Raw genomic sequence first — 19,574 nt, forward strand, 5'->3', positions numbered from 1 at the left:
GTGCCGCGGCCTCTCGGTTCCCCCTTCTACCCTTGGGGAGAAGGTGCCCGGCGGGCGGATGAGGGGGCTGCCTGCGCTGCGATCAATAAGGCGCCGCCACCGGCCCCATGCCGACATAAACCGTCTTCAGCTCGGAATAATGCTCCAGCGCGGCCAGCGAATTCTCCCGGCCGAAGCCGGATTGTTTCGAGCCGCCGAAGGGGATTTCCACCGGGCAGAGATTGTAGGTGTTGATCCAGAGCGTGCCCGCCTCGAGCCGGTCGACGACGCGATGGGCGCGGGTGAGGTCGGCAGTGAAGACGCCGCCGGAGAGCCCGAATTCGCTGGCATTGGCGCGTGCGATCACCTCGTCCTCGTCGTCGAAATCGAGCACCGACATGACGGGCCCGAAGATCTCCTCGCGGGCAATGCTCATCTCGTCGGTGACATCGGCAAACACCGTCGGCTGCACGTAATAGCCTTCGCCGGAGACGTTGTTCGGAATGCCGCCGCCGGCAATCAGGCTCGCACCCTCGGCCTTGCCCTTCTCGATGTAGGAAATCACCTTCTCGCGTTGCGCCCAGGAGACCATCGGCCCGACCTGCGTCGCCTCGTCCATCGGATCGCCGATCAGCATTGCCTCGGTGCGCGCCTTCAGCCGCTTCAGGAATTCGGCCTTGATCGCCTTCTGCACGAAGACGCGGGTGCCGTTCGAGCAGACCTGGCCGGTGGAATAAAAATTGCCGAGCATCGCCCCGCCCACCGCCGAATCGAGATCGGCGTCGTTGAAAACGATCAGCGGCGACTTGCCGCCGAGCTCCATCGTCACGTGCTTGAGATTGCCGGCCGCCGCCGCCGCCACCCGGCGCCCGGTCGGCACCGAGCCGGTCAGCGACACCTTCGCGACATCGGGGTGGTTGACGAGCAGCGGCCCGGTGTCGCGGTCGCCCTGGATGACGTTGAAGAGCCCCTTCGGCAGCCCCGCCTCATGCAGGATTTCGGCGATCTTCAAGGCGCCGAGCGGGGTGTTTTCCGAGGGTTTGAACACCATGGCATTGCCGCAGATCAGCGCCGGCGCCGCTTTCCAGCAGGCGATCTGCTGCGGATAGTTCCAGGCGCCGATGCCGACGCATACGCCGAGCGCCACGCGCTTGGTATAGGCAAAATCCTGGCCGAGCGGGATATGCGAACCGTTGAGGCCGGCCGGCGCAACGCCGCCGAAGAATTCGAAGGCATCGGCGCCTGAGGTCGGGTCGGCGACGATCGTCTCCTGGATGGGCTTGCCGGTATCGAGCGTTTCGAGTTCGGACAGCGCCCGGTTTCTCTCGCGCATGATGTCGGCCGCCCGTTTGAGGATGCGCCCGCGCGCCATCGGGCTCATCGCCGCCCATTCCGGCTGGGCGCGCTTGGCGGCCGCAATCGCCTTCTCGACGATCGCAGGCGTTGCCGCGTGCAGCCGGGCGATCACCTCGCCGGTGGCCGGATAGAGGCTCTCGATGACGGTGCCGTCGGTATCCTCGACATATTCGCCGTCGATGAAGTGCGAGGCTTTCGGCTGGGCTTTCATGTCATTTGTCCTTGGGTGGTGCGATGTGTCTTTTCCTTCTCCCCTGGGGGAGAAGGTGGCCCGCAGGGCCGGCTGAGGGGGCGGCAGTCTCGGCCTTTCGGCCGTTCGCTCCCGCGTCGCTCACCCCCTCATCTGTCCTTCGGACATCTTCTCCCCGCTGGGGAGAAGGGGAAACAACGGCCAGAAGCGCATTCAGATAATCCTCGGTCAGCGCGATCGAGGCCTCGATGCCGATCGGCGCCGATTTCAGACTTTGCCTGATGTAGAGCCCGTCGATCATCGCCGCAGCGCCCTCGGCGATGCGTTCTGCGGCGTCGGCGGGCAGCAGCCTCTTCAGATCGGCAAGCAGGTTGGAGCGCAGCCGTCGGGCATAGATCACCAGGAAACGCCGCGTCTCCTCAGAGCGTTGCGCCTCGGCGTAAAAGGCAAGCCAGGCGGCGATCGTGTCCGGCGCAAACTGGTCGGCGTGGAAGCTGACCCGGATGACCGCCGAAAGCCTGGCGCGCGGCGTCCGGGCTGCACGGAGCGCCGACACCGTATCGCTGCGCAATTGTCTGAGAAGCGAGCGGATCGTCTCGACCAGCAATTGTTCCTTGCTGCCGAAATAATGATGCGCCAGGGCAGGGGAGACGCCGGCCTGGCGGGCGATGTCGGACATGGTGACGGCAAGCGAGCCGTGATCGCCGATCACCCGCAACGCCGCGTCGACAAGCGCCTTGCGGCGCACCGGTTCCATTCCAACTTTAGGCAACCGCCAACTCCCCTATTGTCGATAAGGATATTTTTGATTGACTGATCAATCAACAAAAATATTTGCTGAATTGATTTCGCGCACATCTTTTAGGGAAGAACTGGGGCAACATATTCGGAGTTGATCAGGAGGTGTGCTATGACCAGCGTCTTCAACGAAATGCCCGCATCCTCGCTGCGGTCGAAATGGGCATGGTTTCTCGGCCTCGGCGTACTGCTTCTTATCTGCGGCCTCATCGCTCTCAGCAACCTGTTGATGGCGACCGTCGCCTCGGTCTTTTATGTCGGCATGCTGATGCTGGCAGGCGGCGTCATCTATCTCGTCCACGCTTTTCAGTTGCGCCGTTGGGATCAAGTGCTCTTCTGGGCCCTGAGCGGCATCCTTTATGTGCTTGCCGGCATCTGCGCCTTCATCAATCCTATCTTTACCTCGGCGGCCTTGACCCTGTTACTGTCCATTGCGCTGCTAGTGGCCGGCATCTTCCGTCTCTGGGTTGGAATGCGGATGCGACCGCTGAAGGGCTGGCGCTGGATCGTTGCAAGCGGCGTCATAACGGCGCTGGCCGGCTTTGTCATCGCCCTGGGCTGGCCGGTGAACAGCCTCTGGGTCCTCGGCCTGTTCCTGGCCGCCGATCTCATCATCCAGGGCTCGACGATGATCGCCTTCGGCCTCGGCATCCGTAGTTGAAGCCTTTTTGATACGCCTATTTTGACAAGGGCATGACAGGGGATTAGACTTAAGGGGTATGGACCGCTCGCCAAAAGCGGGTGGCCCTGTGTGCGATCGCCGCAAATGGTCATGCGTCCCCCAAAGGCAGGGTTCTGCCTGAATAAAAAAGGGAGGAAGTTCATGCCGATGGTCACCGTTTCCATCTCTCCGCAACAGGCAGCGGGCATCCGCGCCGCCGTCGACAATGGCGGCTATGCCTCGAGCAGCGAGGTCGTCCGCGAGGCGCTCCGCCTCTGGGATACCGCCCGCAAGCTCAACGAATTCCGCGACAATGTTCTCGACGACGAGGGCGCTCCATCCGGCGGCAGATGTGTCGCCGATATGTTCGCCGATCACGAGGCCGAGCGCCGCCGCTCCGCCTGACTAAGCGCCTGATTGTATTTTTGAATTCAAAGTAAACGCGGAACGCGTGGCCGCGTCCTGCGTCTTTCACAAAACTTTCATATTGGCGAAAGGGTTCATTGATCCTTCCGGGGCATCTTCCTGACCAAGAAGAACAAGTCACAGTGGAGATCAGCCAAATGAAGAGCGGGACTTCCCTGGCTGCCAACGTCGAGCCCGGCGTCCTGCGCCGCTATGCTAGCGACCAGATCGTCACGTTTGCCAAGCTCGTGGTCGAGAACGCTTTTCAGCCGATCGTCGAGGCCGGCACCGGCACGGTGTTCGGCTATGAATCCCTTATGCGCGGCCAGGAGCGCATCGGCTACGACACGCCGGTCGACATTCTCGATGAGGCTCATCAGGCAGGCCAACTGCTGCAGCTGGAGCAGATGCTCGCCAGCCGCGCGCTCGCCAAATTCGCGACGCTGTCGAATTTTTCCACCTCGACGCTGTTTCTCAATCTCGATGTCCGGCTGATCCCTGATGGCGAACGCCTGGTCGAGAGCCTGCTACAGCACCTGCGAAAGGCGAATGTTCCGCCATCCTCCATCTGCTTCGAGTTCTCCGAACGCTTCGACAACACCAGCGTGCCGGAATTTTCCGCCTTGGTGTCGAAGCTGCGCAAGGCCGGTTTCAAGCTGGCGATCGACGATTTCGGCGTCGGTCACGGCGAGATGAAGCTGCTTTGCGATCATTCCGTCGATTACCTGAAGATCGACCGCCATTTCGTCGCCGAGATCGATCGCAGCCCCCGCAAGCGCCACCTGCTGAAGAGCATCGTCAACATCGCCCATGTGCTCGGCACCCGCGTCATCGCCGAAGGCATCGAGACCGAGGCCGAATTCATCACTTGCCGCGAATATGGCGTCGACCTCGTCCAGGGCTGGTTCATCTCCCGTCCGACGACGCATATATCCGAGCTGGCGCCGTCTTTCCCGCATCTGCAGGAACTCGGAAAAAGCAAACGTAACAGCCAGTCGCTCGACGAAATCCTCATCCGCAAGCAGATCGAACTCTTGCCGACGGTTTACGAGAACGACAGCATCGACAGCGTCTTCGAACTCTTCCGCCGCAACCCGCGCCAGGCCTTCTTTCCCGTGCTCAACGCCAATAACGAGCCGCGCGGCATCATCCACGAGCAACACCTCAAGGAATATATCTACCAGCCCTTCGGCCGCGATCTCCTGAAGAACAAGATGTACGAGCGCAGCATCTCGCATTTCGTCGAAATGGCGCCGATCGTCGGCCTCGACAGCGACGCCGAGCAGCTGATGGCGATCTTCGCCAATATGGAAGGCAGCAACTGCCTGATCCTGACCGATAACATGCGCTATGCCGGCGTCGTCTCCGCCGCCTCGCTGATCAAGGTCATCAACGAGAAACAGCTGAAGACCGCCCAGGACCAGAACCCGCTGACCGGCCTGCCGGGCAATCGTGCCATCCGCGATTTCATGCGCCAGTCCGGCCGAGACGGCGATGAGGTCCGCCACTTCTGCTACTGCGATTTCGACAATTTCAAACCGTTCAACGATGCCTACGGCTTCCATCTCGGCGATCACGCGATCTCGTTGTTTGCCGCGCTGATGCGCCGCTATTTTTTCGCCGAGCGCCATTTCCTCGGCCATGTCGGCGGTGACGATTTCTTCATCGGCGTCGTTGGCTGGACCAAGGAGGAGCTGACGGAAATCCTCGACCGGCTGATCAGCGATTTCCACGACGATGTGCTTGACTTTTATTCCGACGAGCACCGCGCCGCCGGCCGCATCCTCGGTCACGACCGCGCCGGCGCCGAAGCCTTGTTTCCGCTGATGCGCTGCTCGATCGGCGTCATCGAACTGCCGGAAGGCCTCGTCATCGACGATATCAACCGCGTCAGCGCCGAGATCGCCGTCATCAAATCGGCCGCCAAAGAGAGCGAGGAAGGTCTCATCTTCCATCTCCTCCAGCGCCGCGCGTCTATTTAGACGCGCAGGGACGCTACAGAGCTTAGCAGCGGGCGAGGCGAATTGACGCCCTTGCCATTTCCGGCCTTCCCAAGCCTGCAGGGCTGACTTATTTCCTTGGCGCAGAGCATTTCAAGCAAAAGTGTGCAGCGGTTTTGCGTCCGGAATGCCTGAAAAATGCTTCAGGGAGGGTCGCGCTATGTCACTGCCTCAGGAAATGCGCTTCGTCGATCTGCCGTCCTTCGGCGGACCGGAGGTGATGACGATTGGCAAACGCCCGGTGCCGGTGCCGGGGGAGGGCGAGGTTCTCGTTCGTGCCGAGGCAATCGGCGTCAACCGCCCCGATGTCGCCCAGCGCCAGGGCAGCTATCCCGCGCCCAAGGGCGCGAGCCCGATCCTCGGCCTGGAGCTTTCGGGCGAAATCGTCGCGATCGGCGCCGGCGTCAGCGGCTATCGCGTCGGTGACAAGGTCTGCGGTCTCGCCAATGGCGGCGCCTATGCCGAATATTGCCTGCTGCCGGCCGGCCAGATCCTGCCCTTTCCCAAGGGTTATGATGCGGTCAAGGCTGCCGCCCTTCCCGAAACCTTCTTCACCGTTTGGGCCAATCTTTTCCAGATGGCCGGGCTGACGGAAGGCGAGACCGTGTTGATCCACGGCGGTTCCAGCGGCATCGGCACGACGGCGATCCAGCTCGCCCGTGCCTTCGGCGCCGAGGTCTATGCCACGGCCGGTTCAGGTGAGAAATGCGATGCCTGCGAAAAGCTCGGCGCCAAACGGGCGATCAACTACAGACGCGAGGATTTCGCCGAGGTGATCAAGGCCGAGACCGGCCACGGCGTCGACATCATCCTTGACATGATTGGCGCCTCCTATTTCGAGCGCAATCTCGCATCGCTTGGAAAAGACGGCTGCCTGTCGATCATCGCCTTCCTCGGCGGCGCCGTTGCCGAAAAGGTCAATCTCCAGCCGATCATGGTCAAGCGGCTGACGGTCACCGGCTCCACCATGCGCCCGCGCACCGCGGAAGAAAAACGTGCCATCCGCGACGACCTGCTCTCCGAGGTCTGGCCGCTTTTGGAAGCCGGCACCGTCGCCCCCGTCATCCACAAGGTCTTTGCCTTTGAAGAGGTCGTCGAAGCCCACCGGCTGATGGAAGAGGGCAGCCACGTCGGCAAGATCATGCTGCGCCTCGGCTGAGCGTTTTATCCGCGTTGCGGGCGACGTGCATCAATGTCAGCGCCGCCGCAATCGCGACGATGCCGGGCAGCGCCATCAGCAGGTAGAGCCAGTGCGCCGCCGACAGCGCCCCTGATATGCCACCAGGATCAACCAGCCCGGCGCCATTGGCGATGACGCCGGCGAAGGCGGCGCCGAAAGCGCCGCCGAGCGAACTCATCGTCGGGATCGCCGAGGACGCCTTGTCCTGCTCGTTGTCGGCGACAAGCGCCAGGACCATGGCGACGAGATGCGCCCAGCCGAGCCCGACGCCGAAGCCCATCATGAACATGGCCGCCGCCGCCGGTACGATGAAGAGCATATGGGCTTGCGGATTGTTACGCGCGAGAAAGACCGCCAGCGAAATGGTCGCCGCCGCCTCGATAAGCGCACCGGCAACGATGGCCAAATACGCCTGCCGGCCGGTCAGCGAGCCGCTGAGGAAGGCCGCAAACGTCCAGCCGAGGGCGACGAGGGCGACGAGATAACCCGAGACAAGCGGCGTCACCCCGTGCAGGACCTGGAGGAAATAGGGAATGAAGACGTCGCTGACGAGCACGACCGTCATGGCGAGCATTGTCAAGTAAACGCGTGCAATCGGCCTGGAAAGGCTGACGGCGCCGGACGGCAGCAGTCGGTTCGGGCTTCTCCCCTCGATGAAAAGCATGCCGGCGACCGCGGCGATCGAGGCCGCGATCAAAGCGATTTTCGCAGCCGTCGTTTCGATCGTTCCGGCGGTGCTGACCATCAGCACGGCGCCAAGCAGCAGCCCGATCTGGGCAACCGGCGTCTTAGCCTGTTCACGGTCGTCTTCGACCTCGGGCAACAGCCGCGGCGCCAGCACCGCCATCACAAGGCCGAGCGGCACCAGCACGATGAAGGCATAGCGCCAGCTGCTGCCGGCGGAGAAGAAGCCGCCGAGCGTCGGTCCGATGACGGTCGCCACACCCCAGATCGCCGCATAAAGCGTCGACGCCTTCGTCCATAGCGGCTCGGGATAGACGAATCGGATGAAGGCATAGCCAAGCGCTGCCAGCGACCCGGTGCCGAGACCCTGCACCGCGCGTCCGAGCAACACCACCGGCATCGACGGTGCGGCGGCGGCAATCAGGCTGCCGACGCCGAAGACCAGCGCCGCGATCACATAGATGGTGCGAAGCCCGGTTCCCCGCGGCCGCATGGCGACGAAGATCGAGCCAAGCACGGCTGCGGCGACGAACAGGCTGGTCACCCAGGAAAACAGCGCGAGCCCGCCGATATCGCGCACGATCGAAGGTGCGATGGTCGCCATGATGTAACTCTCCACCGCATAAAGCGTCACGCCGCCGGCAAGCATCAATGTTGCCGGCAGGTGCTCGGGCAGGAAGAGGCGGAGGAGGGAGCTGGCGCTGGGGATGGCTGCAGTCTGGTCGATATCGGACATGGGATGATCCCGAGATTTTGCTGGCGAAGGATTATATTCCAAGTTATAAATTGGAAAATTACATGCCGCTCGGATTAAAGCAAGATGTCACTTGGAAAAATATGCGACAGTCCCCCGCCAACCGGATCCTGATTCTGATAAAGACCGAAGGTCCGCAGCTCGGCGCCGCGATCGGCGATGCGCTCGGCATTTCGGGCGAGGCCGCCCGCCAGCAGCTCGCCAAGCTGGCGGAGCAGGGGCTGGTGGAGCCGGTTACCGTCGGCGCCACGGGCCGGGGTCGGCCGCGTCAGCTCTGGCATCTCACCGCCAGCGGCAACCGCCAATTTCCCGACGGCCATTCCGAATTGACGGTAAACCTGCTCGGCACGCTGGTCGAACAGCTTGGCCCGGCAGCCCTCGACACCGTCATCTCGGCCCGCGAGGCCGAGACGCTGCAGCGCTATCGGCAGGAACTGGAAAATGCCGGCGACCTTGCCGCGCGTGTCGAGGGCCTTGCCGCGATCCGAACCCGCGAGGGTTACATGGCCGACAGCTGGCGCGAGGCGGACGGCTCATTCATGCTGGTCGAAAACCACTGCCCCATCTGCGCAGCCGCGTCTGCCTGCGCCGGCTTCTGCCGCTCCGAACTCGAAACCTTCCGCGCCGCCCTCGGCGCCGAGGTCGAGCGCAGCGAACACATCCTGCTCGGCGCCCGCCGCTGCGCCTACCGCATCACGCGTCGTTGACCGATACCGCTCGCAAGCAGCTCGCGCTTCAGGCTGGCTGCTGCGCCTGACGCTTGCTGCTTTCGAGATAGAGCAAGACTCCGATCGACGCGAGACCTGCAGCGGCGCCGACGAAGGCGGTTCCGGAATAATCGGTGATCGCAGTGCCGAAGGCGAAGAGCCCGGCGACGATGCCGGTGCCGATGAAGGTGTTGAGCGAGATCAGCGAGGTTCCGAGACCCGGTCGGTCTGCGATCAGGTCCTGCAGATAGGTGATCGGCACGCTGAGGATCGCCGCCGCCCCGCAGGCGTTGAGGAGGAGCAGCGCATAGATGTGCCAGGGCGCCGAGGCAAATCCGAGCAGCAGCAGATAGCAGCAATAGATCAGCGCGCCGAAGGCGAGCACATGCACGGTGCGGAAGCGCCGTTGCGCCATGCCCCACATCATCATGAACGGCATTTCGAGAAAGGCCGTCAGCCCGGCGATGAAGCCGACATCGACCACGCTTCCATCAGCCGCATGGGTGATGATCAGCGGCAGAAGCATACTGTTCAACCGCTGCAGCCCGAAGAGCAGCGCCATGACGATGACGCGCGAAAGCACATAGGGCATGAAGATACGCTTCAGCGAAGCAAGGAACCCGGGCTGATCGGGGGACGGACCGGCCGTGCCGTTTCCGGGCGCGAAGAAGAAATACAGGCAGAAACAGGTGAAGCTTGCGAAGGCCGCGATCCCATAGGCCGGCGTCATCGACGGCGAATTGACCAGATAGAGGCCGATCATCCCCGGCGCCAGCGCCCATGAGCCGGAAAACAGCGCCCGCACCGTTGCGGTGATCCCCGCCGCCTGGCCGCGATCCATCTGGTTGGTCCTGGCGCGCAGGCTGGCAAACAGCAGCGAATAGGTGGAGTTGCTCATCGGCACCAGCAACAGCGTCGAGACGATGAAGACCGCGGGGCTGTGAAAGATCGCGATCGATCCGAAGCCGAGCATGCCGGCGACGGTAAGTCCCAGCACCAGCGGCCGCCGCTCTTTCAGCCTGTCCGACCAGATGCCGAGCGTCAGGCTTGTGGTAACGTTGACGATCGCCGAGAAGAAGATCAGCGCCGAATAGACGCCGTTGCTCAGGCCCAGTTCGTTGATCCCGATGATCGACTGATAGGGCGCGGTCGAGGCATAGGTGAAGGCCAGCGCGACGAGCGTCACGGCCGGAATGCGGATCCGGTTATCGCGCAGGATCAAGGAAAAAGTGGATGGCATGGGGCGGTTCCTGATGCACCACCTTTAGCCGCATCGGCTACATCAGAGAAATGATAGTTTTCGATCACTTCGGTCAATTCTTGTGATGATCGTTTGGACGCTGTGATGGCTGTGCGACGGAACATCGGTACTTGCCGGATTGAGCGAGGCCTGGATCCCAGGCTCAGGGCTTGGGATGACGGAGATTGGCTGCGCGTTTCCGCCAAACTCGCCACGCGCGGAGCGGTAGCCGCTAAGTGGCCGTCGCTACACCGGGACAAAACGTCAACACCGTTGGCTTTCGCCCCCTGACGCGTTATGCCTGCCGCAACCCGTCAGAACCCGGATGAGAGCCCATGTCCAATCCCGTCACCGTCGAAGTTACCCGCGGCCTGCTTGTCGAAAGTCGCCATCGCGGCGCGGTGGCTGTCGTCGATGGCGACGGCAAGCTTGTCTTCTCGCTGGGCGATATCGACGCCGCCGTCTTCCCGCGTTCGGCCTGCAAGGCGATGCAGGCGCTGCCGCTGGTCGAAAGCGGAGCAGCCGATGCTTACGGTTTCGGTGACAAGGAATTGGCGCTGGCCTGCGCTTCGCACAATGGCGAGGACGAGCATGTAGCGCTTGCCGCGTCGATGCTGTCGCGCGCCGGCCGAAATGGCGACGTGCTGGAATGCGGCGCCCATTGGTCGTTCCACCAGAAAACCCTCATCCATCAGGCCCGCACGCTCGATGCGCCGACCGCGCTGCACAACAATTGCTCGGGAAAACATGCCGGCTTCATCTGCGCCTGCTGCCACCAGGACGTCGATCCGAGAGGCTATGTCGGCTACCAGCATCCGCTGCAGGTCGAGATCCGCGCGGCGATGGAAAGCCTGACCGGCGCCGTGCTCGGCGCCGAGAGCTGCGGCACCGACGGCTGCTCGATTCCGACCTATGCCGTGCCACTCAGGAGTCTTGCCCATGGTTTTGCCAAAATGGCGACCGGCACCGGGCTGGAACCGCTCCGCGCCAAGGCATCCCGCCGCCTGGTCGAGGCCTGCATGGCCGAGCCCTTCTATGTCGCGGGCTCCGGCCGCGCCTGCACCACGCTGATGCAGATCGCCCCCGGTCGCATCTTCGTCAAAACCGGCGCCGAGGGCGTTTTCTGCGCCGCCATCCCGGAAAAGGGCATCGCCATCGCGCTGAAATGCGGGGACGGCGCCACCCGCGCCGCCGAAGCCATGGTGGCGGCGACACTCGCCCGCTTCTTCGAGACCGAAGAGAAGGTGCATGCCGCCCTGATGGCCCATGCCGCAACGTCGATGCGCAATTGGAATGGCATTCATGTCGGCGATGTCAGGGTCACCTCCGCCTTGGCCGGATGAGTGCGAGGCGCATGTATAAGTTATTAGAAAAATAAGAATTACCTAATATAAAGAGGGTGCGTGCTACGATCGCGGATTCACCCCTTCGGGGCGACGTGAGCACAGTCCAAGCCATGAGGGCAGGGCATGTTTGCAGGCCGCTATCTCTGGTGGATGCTGATGGGTATCGGCATCTTCATGTTCACCGCGCTAAGCCGCGACTATATCACCTGGCTCGTTATGCAATTGTCCGGCTGTGGGAATATGGCCGGCGCCTGCGAACCGGCCATCCTGACAATATCGAGCGTGCTCAAACCCGCCTGCATCTGGACCGCGATCGGCGTGCTCTTCATGGCGACGCTGCTCCGGCTTCACTATCTCTCGCTCATCTGGTTCTGGGGGCCGATCGTCGCGGTCTGGTTCGTCGCATCCACGCCGGTCCTCCTCTTCCTGGCAGCGGACGCAACGGCTCTGACGCGACCCGCCACGGTGGCGGCGCTGCCTGTCGCCTTCCTGTTTCTGGCCGCTTTCGTCGCCTATCTCATGCTTACCCTCGAGGATGGCGACATGCCGCTCGCAGCCTCGGTGCCGTTGCGCTTCACACTCGGCCTGACGGCCGTCTACGGCGCGCTTGCTGGGGTAGCCTTCATGTCGGAACTGTCGCGAGCCGCCGGAACCCTGCTCGACATGCCGGCACTTTCCGTCGCCATCGCGCTGGTGCAGCCACATCTGCAGACAGCGCTCACTCTTGGAACCGGCAGCATGGCGCCCGCTTATGCCGTGCTGGCGGCCTTCGTCGCGGCTCTTGCCGCAAGCCTCTTGCTGCATGCTGCCGCGCCGCCGGCCCGCCGCGCCATCACGCTGCGGCGATCGCGCCGTTGAGGTCGCGATAGGGCTTCAGCCGCTCGGCCGTCATCTCCGCCGGCACGATCAATCCCGCCACCTCGGAAATTCCAAGCACAGGGCAGGGCGAGACGAGATCGAATTTCTCCTCCGTCAGCAGCACATGCGTTTCGGCCGCGCAGCCGGCGATATGCCGCTTGATTGCCGCCTCCTCGAAATCGCCGGTGGAAAGCCCATGCACCGGATGCGCGGCAGTGACGCCGAGGAAGAACAGGTCGGGGCGCAACTGCGAGATCGCCGCTGCCGCTGCCGCGCCCGTTGCCACCATCGAATGTTTGTAGAGCCGGCCGCCGGTGAGGATCACCTCGGCGGTCGGGTGGTGCTCGAGTTCGGCGGCGATCGTCGGGCTGTGGGTCGCAACCGTCAGCGGCATGTCGCGCGGCAAGTGCCGGGCGATCTCAGCCGTCGTCGTGCCGCCGTCGAGGAAGATCATCTGTCCCGGCCTGACCATCGCCGCCGCAGCAGCACCGAGCCGTGCCTTGATCTCTGACGAGACGCTGGCCCGCGCGGTGAAATCCGGCAGGTCGGGCGAAAGCGGCATCGCGCCGCCATGCACCCGTTTCAACAGCCCCTCCGCCGCCATTTCCCGGAGATCGCGGCGGATCGTGTCTTCCGAAAGGGAAAAATCCTCGGCGACGCGCTTGGCGATCACCTGGCCATCACGGCGCAACATGTCGAGGATGAGGGTTTTGCGCTGCGATGTCAGCATGGGCTCTCTGCACGAAAATAAACATATTAGCCCGATACTGCACGAACAGACTCGACATTCAAGAAATATCATGCATTTTCACGAAATCCCGTGCATGAAGCCGGGAGTGCTCACGCAGAAGCGGAGCGAGGGAGTGGATGATGTTGATATTGATAGCCGGCCCATATCGGTCCGGAACCGGCGACGACCCGGAAAAAATGGCCGCCAACTTGAAGCGGCTGGAGCAACCCTCGCACGCACTGTTTGTCGCCGGCCACGTGCCGATGATCGGCGAATGGTTGGCCCTGCCGATCTGGCACGCCGCCGGCGGTAAGTCGGTCGGGGACGCGCTTTACGAGGAGATTTTCCACCCAGTCGCCGGCCGGCTGCTGCAGCTCTGCGAAGGCGTGCTGCGCCTGCCGGGCGATTCCAAGGGGGCGGATAACGACGTGCGCATCGCCAGGGAGCGCGGCATCCCGGTCTGGCATCGGCTGGAAGACGTGCCGGGCTGCGGCTGAAGACTTGCGCGGCGCCTCAGCGTTGCTCTTCGCTTAAGCTCAGCGCATTTGCGGCTTTGCTCACTCCCTCGACCGACCCTTCGGGGCGGTTGAGGGAGACGGCACGGCATGCCGATCATTGCTCCTCGCCCGCGCCGACGCAGAGGCAAAACGCCATTTCCCTAGTTCCGGCGCACCCATCCCTGCGCTATATCACGTGCCGAAAGGGAGTGGATCACCATGCTGACATTGTACTACGCGGCAGGAACCTGCGCGCTCGCAAGCCTTATTGCCCTGGAAGAATCAGGCCTCGCCTTCGAAACAAGAAAGCTCAGCTTCGCCAATGGCGAGCAGCGCTCGCCGGACTATCTGCAGATCAACCCGAAGGGCCGTGTGCCCGCCCTTGTCACCGAGCGCGGCGTGCTCACGGAAACCCCGGCAATCCTCAGTTTTATCGCTGAAAGCGCGCCGGACGCCAAACTGGCGCCGCTCGGCGATGCCTTCGAATTGGCAAGGCTGCAGGCCTTCAGCAGCTATCTCTGTTCGACGGTGCATGTGAACCATGCCCATCGCCCGCGCGGCTCTCGCTGGGCCGACGATCAGGCGGCGATCGAGGCGATGAAGGCGAAAGTGCCTGAGAATATGGCGGATTGTTTCACTCTGATCGAAGAGACGATGTTCAAAGGCCCCTGGGCGATGGGCGAGGCCTATTCGCTCGCCGATCCCTATCTCTTCGTGATGACAGGCTGGCTGCCCGCCGACGGCGTCGACCCCGACCGCTTCGCAAAGGTCAGCGACCATCACGCCCGCATGCTGCAGCGCCCGGCCGTCCAGCGGGCGCTGGCCTACGATCGAGGCTGATATCCGGAACGGGCAGCAAGTTTCCTCGGCGCCCGGAACAGCCAGGCACCGATGAGCCGCAACCGTAATTCCTCGTCGCCGATCACGGCGGCGCGCACCGGCAGATGGGGCCAGCCGATATAATGCGCGGTCTGGAAATAGATGTCGGGCGCCATTTCGAGCAGATGATCCTTGTCGTCCAGACCTATCGAGATCACGATCGTCTCGGCGTCCTTCACCGCGACGAAGCCCCTTCCGGCGACCTTCAGCGCCGGGTTGCCATAGGAGGTGCTTTCCTCGACATCGAGCAAGCCTGCTTCCGCAGCCAGCTGCTTGAGGCGCTCAAATATTGCATCGACGTCGCCGGCCATTGTCTCACCTTCCCCTCATTGATCCGAAACCTGAAACCACGCCCGCTTCGGACAGAAAGCGGAACCTTTGTCAGCCGGCCGATGCAGCGGTGAACACCGCCAGCTGGGCCGCGAAAGCACGCTGATAGGCCGGCCGGGCTTCGCCGCGGGCGACATAGGCGGCAAGGTTTGGATATTCCTCCAATAGACCCGATGCTTGCGCCCTGAGCAGCACCGTCACCATCAGCAAGTCGCCGGCGCTGAATGCGCCATCGAGCCAGTCGGCATCGCCAAGGCGAGCGGAAAGGCTCCCCAGCCGTTTGCAGATGCTGTCTTCGAGAGCACGCAGGCGCTGCTCGTACCAGGGTTCGTCGCGCTCGAGGATTGTGGCGAGGCTGCGCTCGAAGATCGGTGGCTCTACTGTGTTGAGCGCGGCAAACATCCACGTGACAGCGCGTGCCCGGGCATTCGTATCCGCCGGCAGCAGTTCCGCATGGCGCTCGGCGATATGGAACACGATCGCGCCGGACTCGAACAGAGTGAGATCGCCTTCTTCATAGGTCGGAATCTGCCCGAAAGGATGAAGCGCCAAATGCGCGGGCTCCTTCATCGTCTTGAACGAAACGAGACGAACCTCGTAAGGCTCGCCCGCTTCCTCGAGCGCCCAGCGAACGCGCATGTCACGCGCCAGACCCCGGCCGCGATCGGGCGAGCGTTCAAAGGCGGTAATGGTAATTGTCATCGCTTCCTCCCTATAATTTTATCCTTAGATCGATGCCGATGTAAGGCGTGTTACAATGGCTTGAAAGACGGCTGGCGAAACACGATTCCGACACCGATGCTCGCGATAATCCTCGCCGGGGCCAGATCAATTCAGCGCGGCAAGCCTTGAGACTATCGCCAGATCCCTCGTAAGGCCCCGCCAGACGGGACATGGACCGTGGAGCCGGGCTGGATGCCGGCCGTAACGAGATTGCGGACCGTCTTGTTGGTGAAGAGGCCGCGCATCATGGCTTACCAGTTTCCACGGGGCGATGAGAAGACGTTCAGGTCGCTTGGATTGTCGCCGCGCTCGATCAGATGCCGACCTACTTCCGCTCGACCGTCAGTACCATCGGCATGGCCCAATTGGCCTCGGAAATCGGCCAGCTGAGCAGGTTTACGCTGTCGTCGTCCACCTGAGCTTCCCATCTAGCGTAGAATTTTTGCCGATAGTCATTCAGCCGGACACTTCGGCAGGCGAGAGGACCGCCGTCGAGATTGAGGGCCACCTTGAGATTGAGCGGCGAGGTCTTCAGAAACTCTGCCAGCCGGTCGAGGGAAAAGAACGCGTCCTTTGTCGTGCCGATGACGATACGCCCCAAATCGTCCCTGGCGACGAAGGTTCGGTTGGCGAGCCAGCGGCTTTTCACATTCACATGAGTCTGCCCGTCGTCGCCGATCAGGAGCGGATAGGAAACCATGGCGTTCGACGCGCCGGCAAAGGCGACCCGCCAATCTTGATGGGTCAGATCGCGGATATCGGCAGCGTCTTTGCCGGCAATGAAGGCGCCGGCCTTCGCGTCATATTGCTGGGGCCCCATCGCAATACCCTCGCTGATGAACGGCGTGTCGGGCCTGCCATGCATGTCATAATAGCTGCCGTTGACGATGAGCACTGCGTTGGGCAAAGCCTTTTCCCATTCGTCGATGCCGGTATCGCCCGCAGCCGCATTACGGGTGACGAATCGAAAGCGGGCCGGGTCAATTCTGCTGAGAAAGATCCGGTCGACCTCGCGGCCATCGGCAAGAACCGGCAGCTCCGCCACTTCGAAGCCCGTCTCCGGCTCTTGCCAGACCAGCGGCCCGGGCAAAACGGCCGGGATTACCGGGCTCAACGCCAACCGCATGGAGGCGGAAAGGCGCTCGTCGTCAGGTTTGACTTTGACCCAATAGGTTCCACCGCGCCGCAGGACGGTGTTGAAACCATAAACACCCGCGACCTGCCAGAGCCAGCCGGCGCTGACGACAATGACGACCGTTAAAATTGCTAGGAGTCCGAACAGGATTTTTCGAATTGCTGGCACTGAAAATCTCTTTGCTGAAACAGATAGGGCTTCGCGACGCCGGGTTGGCGTGGCGTCGCCCGAATGCAGCTCCCAAGTAAGGTTTTTCTACGGTGGAAAGGCTGCCCGCTCTGTCGAAATAGCCCCTTCAGCTTGCCAGGGCCAGTCCTCCGTAACGGCTGATTTCGCTCTCGATCTGTCTGACCAGAGTGTCGAGCGCCGGGTTTCGCCTCTTGCGCCCACGACGGAAGACATAGGAGGCGACGGCAGCCTGTCGGTGATGATCTGCATCTCAGGCGGAAGTGATGGGGTGACGATGGAGGACGTCTGGATGACATCACGAAATTGATTGGTCCCCTGCGAAGCCTGGACAAAGAGGCCGGCGAGCTTCAGTATCAATCCGCATTCGCTCATTCCGGTATCAGGCCCCAATAGGAGAACGCCTTTGTTTGCCGTCGCAAAATATTCAGAACGCACTGGCCGAGGCGGAAGGACGAGACGCGGCTCGAATTCAATCGAGGGCTAGTCTTGCTGCTCGGCCTTGACGCGCCAAAGCTGGCGCATGTCCAATGTCGAGAAGAATATGATCATCGAATTGACTGCTTATGATTTCGCCGCGTTGCTGAACGGCGCCGCGCCCGCAGATACGCGCCTGGTTCCCGATAGCGCGATCGCCCCTCCGGATGTTCTGGAGATGCTGGCGAGGATCGCCGCGGAGATCGGCGCCGAATTTACCCCCTCCGCCTGGATGATTGTCGAGGATGGCGAGATCGTCGGACTGTGCTCCATCATCCGTGCGCCTGAGAACGGCGAACTCCACATAGGCTATGGGATTGTTCCGGGTCGCGAGCGGCGTGGATACGTCACGCGCGCTATCGGAGAATTGCTCGAATGGGCGCGGAAAGACCCGCGCGTTAGGCTCGTTTCGGCCGATACGGGCGTGGAAAACATCGCCTCGCAGCGTGCCCTTGAACGCAACGGATTTATCCGCACCGGCGAACGCATCGATCCGGAAGACGGTCAGGTGATTTGCTGGCAGGCATCGATCGCCTAAGCGGCGCGCACCGTCACGCGCATTTCGCCAGCGGCGGTTTGGCCTCGGCGGAAAACCCGGTCTCTGCTCCGAGCGGAAGATCGGCAATTTCGCGCATCGACATGCGCTCGACCTCGGGATGCCGAAGCGGATCGTCCTTCCAGACTAGCGTAGTGTCTGCACCGCCCATGGCAAGGGCGGGCTTCAAGAAAAACTTCAGCAACGACATGGATGCCTCGCTTTCTCCGGCGGTACGGGATGATGGTCGCAGGCTGTAATGTCGGCTCTCCTAAGCGGATTTTCAATTGAGATTAATGCGACGCTGCTATAGAAAAACTGCATGAAGAACCTCAACACGGTCCATATCAACGGCCTCAGGGCGCTCGAAGTCGTCGGTCGTCTGGGCTCGCTGCAGGCGGCCGCCGACGAGCTCGGCGTCTCGGTCGGCGCGGTCAGCCAGCAAGTAATCAAGGCCGAAGCCCAGCTCGGTCAGGTGATCTTCGAGCGCACCGCCAGGGGAATGATCGCCACCGCAGCCGGCCGGCCCGTGCTGCTCGCGCTCAACGAGGGTTTTGCCCGTCTTTCGGCGGCGGTGTCGATCGCAAGCCGCAAGGACGATACGATCCTGACCATCTCGGTGGCGCCGGTTTTCGCCGCCCGCTGGCTCGTCTACAGGCTCGATCGCTTCGCCGAGCGTCATCCCGATATCAAGCTGCGGCTGGATGCAACGACCAATCTCGTCAACCCGGCGCTTTGCGATGTCGATATCGGCATCCGCGTCGGCACCGGCAATTGGCCTGATGTGAAGGCCGAACTGCTGCTGGAGCAGGAGGTCTTTCCGGTCTGTTCGCCTGAGATGGCGGCGAGATTGCAAGAGCCAGCCGATATCCTGGCGCTGCCTGCCGTCGTCGACGGCCGCGCCATGTTCACCTGGGAGGTCTGGATGCGCGAGGCGGGGCTGTCAGGCGCGACACCCGCGACCCGCCACGTCTTCAACGATGCCTCGCTCTGCCTCGATGCGGCGATCGCCGGGCAGGGCGTCATGCTTGCCTGGCAGACCCTGGCCGCCTTTGCGCTCGCCGAAGGCCGGCTCGCTGCCCCCTTCGGCATTCGCGCCCGAACCGGCTTCGGCCATTACTTCGTCACTGCCGAAGGCACGCGCGAGCCGAAGAAGGTCAGGGATTTCAAAGCCTGGATCCGCGAGGAAATGACCGGCACGCAGGCGCTGTTCCGGTAACTCAGGCCTCGGCCGGCTCCAGGCTGCGGCCCGCCTGCATCGCCTTATAGGCCTGGCGAGACTGGCAGCGCTCGATCCACGCCTTGATATTGGGATGTGCGTTGAAAACGGCCTCCTCGCTCTGGGCGTAGCGCAGCACCTCGGCGATATTGAGATCGGCAACAGTGAAGCGGTCGCCGACGATCCATTCCCTGCCGGCAAGGTGGTTTTCGAGAGCCGCAAGCGGCCGGCGCAGCGCGCGGCAGGCGGCGGCGATCACCTGCTTGCCCTCATCGCTGTTTTCCAGGCCGTTATCATAGGTCAGAACGATCTTTACCGTCTCCGGCTCGACCTGCGAGGCGGCCCAGATCGACCACATCGTCAACAAACCGTCTTCTTCGACGGTTTTCCCGGAAAGCGGACCGCCATGTTTACGGGCGAGGTAGAGATTGATCGCCAGCGACTCGTGCATGACGAACTCGCCATCCCTGATGCTGGGGATCTGTGACATCGGGTTGACCGCACTAAAATCCGGGGAGTGCGTGTTGAGGGGCGCCTCTGATGCCAGCGGGTCTGCGAGCCGCTTGGCTTGCAGCACCGGCACCGACCGGAACTCCAGCCCAAGCTCCTCCGCCATCCAGTAGACGCGCGAGGCGCGCGATCGATAAACTCCGTAGATTGTCAGCATGACCGTATCCCCTCAATGTTTCCGAGAGACCGTAGTTG

The 19,574-nt window shown here is 62.5% G+C and carries 21 protein-coding genes and 1 pseudogene; 11 read left to right on the plus strand and 11 right to left on the minus strand.

The features are described from left to right. Nucleotides 1–82: 82 nt before the first annotated feature. Together betB and betI are read right to left on the minus strand one after the other, a co-directional pair. A complete protein-coding gene (betB, locus tag HJB89_RS08030) occupies nt 83–1,546 on the minus strand; it encodes a betaine-aldehyde dehydrogenase (RefSeq protein ID WP_207583408.1) in 1,464 nt (487 codons plus the stop codon). A gap of 1 nt (nt 1,547) precedes the next feature. After that, nucleotides 1,548–2,297 carry a transcriptional regulator BetI gene (gene betI / locus HJB89_RS08035; protein ID WP_221149514.1) on the minus strand — a complete coding sequence of 250 codons (750 nt, stop codon included), beginning with the start codon at nt 2,295–2,297 and terminating at the stop codon, nt 1,548–1,550. Between the two features lie 138 nt (nt 2,298–2,435). Between betI and HJB89_RS08040 the strand changes: the two genes are divergently transcribed. The 4 genes from HJB89_RS08040 (at nt 2,436) to HJB89_RS08055 (ending at nt 6,548) form a co-directional block, all read left to right on the plus strand. Next, the gene (locus HJB89_RS08040; RefSeq protein ID WP_221149516.1) at nt 2,436–2,984 is read left to right on the plus strand and encodes an HdeD family acid-resistance protein; all 549 of its coding nucleotides are present in this window, start codon (nt 2,436–2,438) and stop codon (nt 2,982–2,984) included. A 162-nt stretch (nt 2,985–3,146) separates the two neighbouring features. Continuing rightward, complete coding sequence (locus tag HJB89_RS08045; RefSeq protein ID WP_221139848.1) at nt 3,147–3,389, plus strand: type II toxin-antitoxin system ParD family antitoxin; 243 nt, start codon at nt 3,147–3,149, stop codon at nt 3,387–3,389. Between the two features lie 158 nt (nt 3,390–3,547). Beyond that, entirely contained in the window at nt 3,548–5,371 is a 1,824-nt protein-coding gene (locus tag HJB89_RS08050; RefSeq protein ID WP_221149517.1) for a GGDEF domain-containing protein, read from the plus strand. 178 nt (nt 5,372–5,549) lie between these two features. Next, on the plus strand, nt 5,550–6,548 hold the full coding sequence (locus HJB89_RS08055) for an NAD(P)H-quinone oxidoreductase (RefSeq protein ID WP_221149518.1): 999 nt from the start codon (nt 5,550–5,552) through the stop codon (nt 6,546–6,548). Here HJB89_RS08055 and HJB89_RS08060 read toward each other — a convergent pair. Continuing rightward, nucleotides 6,529–7,989 (minus strand): MFS transporter, encoded by a 1,461-nt coding sequence (locus tag HJB89_RS08060; protein ID WP_221149519.1) that lies wholly within the window; start codon nt 7,987–7,989, stop codon nt 6,529–6,531. The two genes, HJB89_RS08055 and HJB89_RS08060, sit on opposite strands and share 20 nt — an antisense overlap. A gap of 101 nt (nt 7,990–8,090) precedes the next feature. On the opposite strand from HJB89_RS08060, the gene HJB89_RS08065 reads away from it, so the two are divergent. Beyond that, the gene (locus HJB89_RS08065; protein WP_221149520.1) at nt 8,091–8,714 is read left to right on the plus strand and encodes a metalloregulator ArsR/SmtB family transcription factor; all 624 of its coding nucleotides are present in this window, start codon (nt 8,091–8,093) and stop codon (nt 8,712–8,714) included. A 28-nt stretch (nt 8,715–8,742) separates the two neighbouring features. On the opposite strand, the gene HJB89_RS08070 is transcribed toward HJB89_RS08065, so the two are convergent. Continuing rightward, nucleotides 8,743–9,954 carry an MFS transporter gene (locus HJB89_RS08070; RefSeq protein ID WP_221149521.1) on the minus strand — a complete coding sequence of 404 codons (1,212 nt, stop codon included), beginning with the start codon at nt 9,952–9,954 and terminating at the stop codon, nt 8,743–8,745. 335 nt (nt 9,955–10,289) lie between these two features. On the opposite strand from HJB89_RS08070, the gene HJB89_RS08075 reads away from it, so the two are divergent. Next, nucleotides 10,290–11,297 carry an asparaginase gene (locus HJB89_RS08075; RefSeq protein WP_221149522.1) on the plus strand — a complete coding sequence of 336 codons (1,008 nt, stop codon included), beginning with the start codon at nt 10,290–10,292 and terminating at the stop codon, nt 11,295–11,297. Nucleotides 11,298–11,423: 126 nt separating this feature from the next. Next, nucleotides 11,424–12,158, plus strand: coding sequence for a hypothetical protein (locus HJB89_RS08080; protein WP_207583419.1), 735 nt, complete (start codon nt 11,424–11,426; stop codon nt 12,156–12,158). Here HJB89_RS08080 and HJB89_RS08085 read toward each other — a convergent pair. Beyond that, nucleotides 12,133–12,888, minus strand: a complete 756-nt coding sequence (locus HJB89_RS08085; RefSeq protein WP_221149524.1) for a DeoR/GlpR family DNA-binding transcription regulator — start codon at nt 12,886–12,888, stop codon at nt 12,133–12,135. The genes HJB89_RS08080 and HJB89_RS08085 overlap by 26 nt on opposite strands. Before the next feature lie 140 nt (nt 12,889–13,028). Here HJB89_RS08085 and HJB89_RS08090 point away from each other — a divergent pair, with 140 nt between their 5' ends. After that, on the plus strand, nt 13,029–13,385 hold the full coding sequence (locus HJB89_RS08090) for a DUF4406 domain-containing protein (RefSeq protein WP_221117013.1): 357 nt from the start codon (nt 13,029–13,031) through the stop codon (nt 13,383–13,385). 219 nt (nt 13,386–13,604) lie between these two features. Then, on the plus strand, nt 13,605–14,225 hold the full coding sequence (locus tag HJB89_RS08095) for a glutathione S-transferase family protein (RefSeq protein ID WP_207583422.1): 621 nt from the start codon (nt 13,605–13,607) through the stop codon (nt 14,223–14,225). Here the strand turns inward: HJB89_RS08095 and HJB89_RS08100 are convergent. The 4 genes and pseudogenes from HJB89_RS08100 to HJB89_RS33155 form a co-directional block, all read right to left on the minus strand. Next, nucleotides 14,210–14,575 (minus strand): MmcQ/YjbR family DNA-binding protein, encoded by a 366-nt coding sequence (locus tag HJB89_RS08100; protein ID WP_207583423.1) that lies wholly within the window; start codon nt 14,573–14,575, stop codon nt 14,210–14,212. The genes HJB89_RS08095 and HJB89_RS08100 overlap by 16 nt on opposite strands. A 70-nt stretch (nt 14,576–14,645) precedes the next feature. Next, entirely contained in the window at nt 14,646–15,296 is a 651-nt protein-coding gene (locus HJB89_RS08105) for a glutathione S-transferase family protein (protein ID WP_207583424.1), read from the minus strand. Between the two features lie 346 nt (nt 15,297–15,642). Further along, nucleotides 15,643–16,620: a phosphodiester glycosidase family protein gene (locus HJB89_RS08110; RefSeq protein ID WP_207583425.1), complete on the minus strand. Its 978-nt coding sequence runs from the start codon at nt 16,618–16,620 to the stop codon at nt 15,643–15,645. A 127-nt stretch (nt 16,621–16,747) separates the two neighbouring features. Further along, nucleotides 16,748–16,902, minus strand: a pseudogene (locus HJB89_RS33155) (LysR family transcriptional regulator); the annotation flags it as partial. Nucleotides 16,903–17,161: 259 nt separating this feature from the next. Between HJB89_RS33155 and HJB89_RS08115 the strand changes: the two are divergent. After that, nucleotides 17,162–17,653, plus strand: coding sequence for a GNAT family N-acetyltransferase (locus tag HJB89_RS08115; protein WP_221117008.1), 492 nt, complete (start codon nt 17,162–17,164; stop codon nt 17,651–17,653). Nucleotides 17,654–17,666: 13 nt separating this feature from the next. On the opposite strand, the gene HJB89_RS08120 is transcribed toward HJB89_RS08115, so the two are convergent. Further along, a complete protein-coding gene (locus HJB89_RS08120) occupies nt 17,667–17,861 on the minus strand; it encodes a hypothetical protein (RefSeq protein ID WP_207583427.1) in 195 nt (64 codons plus the stop codon). 111 nt (nt 17,862–17,972) lie between these two features. Between HJB89_RS08120 and HJB89_RS08125 the strand changes: the two genes are divergently transcribed. Continuing rightward, nucleotides 17,973–18,869, plus strand: coding sequence for a LysR substrate-binding domain-containing protein (locus HJB89_RS08125; protein ID WP_221132157.1), 897 nt, complete (start codon nt 17,973–17,975; stop codon nt 18,867–18,869). Nucleotide 18,870: 1 nt separating this feature from the next. On the opposite strand, the gene HJB89_RS08130 is transcribed toward HJB89_RS08125, so the two are convergent. Next, the gene (locus tag HJB89_RS08130; RefSeq protein WP_221132156.1) at nt 18,871–19,536 is read right to left on the minus strand and encodes a glutathione S-transferase family protein; all 666 of its coding nucleotides are present in this window, start codon (nt 19,534–19,536) and stop codon (nt 18,871–18,873) included. Between the last annotated feature and the right edge of the window lie 38 nt (nt 19,537–19,574).

This window comes from Rhizobium sp. NZLR8 (assembly GCF_019685025.1).
Lineage (GTDB): Bacteria > Pseudomonadota > Alphaproteobacteria > Rhizobiales > Rhizobiaceae > Rhizobium.